Genomic DNA, 3141 nt, shown 5'->3' on the forward strand with positions numbered 1-3141 from the left:
ACGTGAAACCACCTTTAATGAAATGATTAAAATCGCTCTCGAACTGGCATAAAAAAACTGAACTCTCTAAGAGTTCAGTTTTTTATTAATTTTATAACAAAAGCTAAATTAGAAGCTCTCTATTTCTTTAATTAACTCAGACTTTGCTTTTCCGGTTTTCTCTTGAAGGCGTCCCAATAACTCGTCAGATTTTCCTTCTGCATACTGCAAATCATCTTCAGTCAATTCGCCATATTTTTGTTTTAATTTTCCTTTTATTTGATTCCAGTTTCCTCTTAGCTGTTCTTCATTCATAATATAATAGTTTTTTTCGTTAGTAATACTTAAATATAAAGCACTTTATAAAAAAATCCTCCCAAGGTTCTATTAAAAAAAATTAAAGCTTTGTTAATCCAAAAACATAAAAATCGCCCATTTTGCTTGATTAGCTCAGGGCGATTCTCTTCCTCATAGCAGAGTTTAGGAAAGACAATAATAATAGTTTAGTGAATATATTTTAATTACGAATTGCAATGGTTTGTGGTTTTTAAAAACTGAATGTTTTATATTTGATTCGATATAAATATGCATAATTGAGAATCAACTTGAAAATAAAAAAACTATGAAAATTTTAACCGGCATACTTGTACTCCTTTGGGTGGTGTTAATATCCTGTAGCAATGAAACTACAGAGAAACCTATTAACAATCAGGAAAATGTAACCACCACTTACTATTTAATCCGTCACGCTGAAAAAGACCGTTCCAATCCAGACAATGAAAACCCAGAATTAAACGAAGAAGGTTTTGCCAGAGCACAAAATTGGGCAAGCATCTTATCTGATATAGATCTCGACTTCATCTATGCGTCCAACTATAAACGCACTCAACAAACTGCTCTACCCATTTCAAAGTCAAAAAACATACAAGTAGAAAGTTATGACCCACACAAAGTGTATGAAACAAACTTTTTTGAGAAAACAGAAGGTAAACAGATATTGGTTGTAGGACACAGCAATACAGTACCCGCTTTTGTAAATCATGTATTAGGGGAAGAACGCTATAAAAATATTCCTGACAGTATTGACGGTAGGTTATACATAGTTACTAAAATGGGAAACCAATCAAAAAGTCTTATACTGAACCTGGAGTAAGCAACTGAACTTCTATGTTTTTATTTTCAATAACAGAAAGTTCTTTAAGTTTACCTTTTTTATAGAGGTCATCTATTTTGTAAAAATCAACATCGCTTTTTTGTGGACTGTAATTTTTATAATCAACAAAACGTATGCCTTTTATAACCCGTGGGTTAAAACTTTCGCGAAAGCGAATCCCGCCCTCATTTGTGAAAAATTTGTAGGCTAAGTAATCAATTGTAAAATTATCTTTGGAAACCCAGTAAAGAAATATGTCTTGATAATCTACCCCACCTCCTTCTTCCTTAAAAGTCACCTCTAGTTTATAATATTGCTTGTCCTTTATTGTAACTTCACCCAATAGCTTTTTTTTAACGGCCTCATCATTTAAACCAAAAGGCAAATGCATAAAATAATGCACAGAGTTCACGCTTTCTTCATATTTTACGGCCGTTGTATCGTGAAGCACAACTTGTTCTTCATTTTGTATTCTCATAAACCCCTCGTTGGTTATAATATCAAGTGTGTTTAGAGTATCCGGAAGCATGCGTTGCAATGAAAAACGACTATTTTGCCTGATGCTTTTATACTTTATGTTTCGAAAGGTAAAGTTTATTTCAGCATTGTTGTAACGATCACCTCCTGCTGTTTCAATAGTTTTATCAATAATTTGCTGTGCTGAAAGCTTTTGTTTTTCAGTTTTGCAAGACCCGAGTAAGACGATAAATAAAAAAAATAGGATTCGCATTTTTTTTGTAAAAATAATGAAATAAAGTTTTAAAGTGCTTGAAATGCAAACAATGTATTAAAACCTGAAATTCTTAAACCCATCTACATTTAAAATTCTATTTTTGTAACAGTTAATCTTTTAAAACATCCATAGGTTGAAGCAACAAAGCAATATTGTAATTAAAAACAGGAAAGCAAAATTCAACTTCGAATTTTTGGACAAATTCACCGCAGGCATTGTCCTAAAAGGAACTGAAATAAAATCAATCAGAGAAGGAAAAGCCTCCATAGCTGAAAGTTTTTGTGAGTTTCAGGATAGTGAGTTGTTTGTCATCAATATGAATGTTGAGGAATATTCACACGCTTCTCACTTCAATCATGCCCCTAAAAGTGAACGCAAATTGCTTTTAAACAAACGAGAGTTAAAAAAACTTGAAAAAGAAGTGCGTACCTCAGGGCTGACAATCGTGCCCCTCACCTTATTTATAAATGACCATGGTCTTGCCAAATTAACCATTGCTTTGGCTAAGGGTAAAAAAGAATACGACAAGCGTGAAACGATCAAAGAACGCGATACCAAAAAAAAATTAAGCCGAATTAAAAAAGCCTTTAATCAACGCTAATGAAACAAAACCTGCTTCTCATATTGCTGTTAATTTCAGCATCAGTTTCTTCCCAAATAATAGGTAAAGTAACCAATGAAAAAGGAGAACCACTTCCGTTTGTAAATGTTTTTATAGAAAACTCCTATATAGGAACAACAACCAACGATGACGGCAACTATAAATTAGATTACAAAGAAAACACAGAAATCGTGGTTGTTTTTCAGTTTTTGGGGTATCAAACCCAAAAAAAGGAGATAAATTTGAATTCAAAAATAATTCAGCTCAATGTTACACTAAAGGCTGAAACATATAGTCTAGACCAAGTTGTTATTTCAAGTGACGAAAACCCGGCCAACAGAATTGTAAGAAATGCCATAGCAGTTAGAAAACAAAATCTTGAAAAACTGAATGCCTATACGGCTGACTTTTATTCCCGCGGACTATGGAAAGTTGAGGATGTCCCTGAACGCATTATGGGTCAGGAAGTTGGTGATCTTGAAGGAACTTTAGACTCCACACGCTCAGGTATAATCTACTTGAGTGAAACGATTTCTAAAATTGCTTTTCAAAAACCCGATAACTTTAAAGAACGCATTATAGCATCAAAAGTTAGCGGAAACGATAATGGTTTTAGCTTTAACAGTGCACGCGATGCCAATTTTAGTTTTTATGAAAACACCATAAACATTAACG

5 protein-coding genes are annotated in these 3141 nt (G+C 33.3%); 3 read left to right on the plus strand and 2 right to left on the minus strand.

Features of this window, described 5'->3' with window-relative positions; translation table 11 throughout:
* Positions 1-108: 108 nt before the first annotated feature.
* Positions 109-294 (minus strand): CsbD family protein, encoded by a 186-nt coding sequence (locus AACY61_RS11195; protein WP_339611670.1) that lies wholly within the window; start codon positions 292-294, stop codon positions 109-111.
* Positions 295-601: 307 nt separating this feature from the next.
* Here AACY61_RS11195 and AACY61_RS11200 point away from each other — a divergent pair, with 307 nt between their 5' ends.
* Positions 602-1132, plus strand: coding sequence for a phosphoglycerate mutase family protein (locus tag AACY61_RS11200; protein WP_339611671.1), 531 nt, complete (start codon positions 602-604; stop codon positions 1130-1132).
* On the opposite strand, the gene AACY61_RS11205 is transcribed toward AACY61_RS11200, so the two are convergent.
* A complete protein-coding gene (locus tag AACY61_RS11205) occupies positions 1113-1862 on the minus strand; it encodes a DUF6503 family protein (RefSeq protein WP_339611672.1) in 750 nt (249 codons plus the stop codon). The two genes, AACY61_RS11200 and AACY61_RS11205, sit on opposite strands and share 20 nt — an antisense overlap.
* A 136-nt stretch (positions 1863-1998) precedes the next feature.
* Here AACY61_RS11205 and smpB point away from each other — a divergent pair, with 136 nt between their 5' ends.
* Complete coding sequence (gene smpB / locus AACY61_RS11210; RefSeq protein WP_339611673.1) at positions 1999-2466, plus strand: SsrA-binding protein SmpB; 468 nt, start codon at positions 1999-2001, stop codon at positions 2464-2466.
* On the plus strand, positions 2466-3141 hold a 676-nt coding region (locus AACY61_RS11215), incomplete at its 3' end, for a DUF5686 family protein (protein WP_339611674.1). The genes smpB and AACY61_RS11215, both read left to right, overlap by 1 nt.

This window comes from uncultured Planktosalinus sp. (assembly GCF_963973675.1).
Classification (GTDB): Bacteria; Bacteroidota; Bacteroidia; order Flavobacteriales; family Flavobacteriaceae; genus Planktosalinus.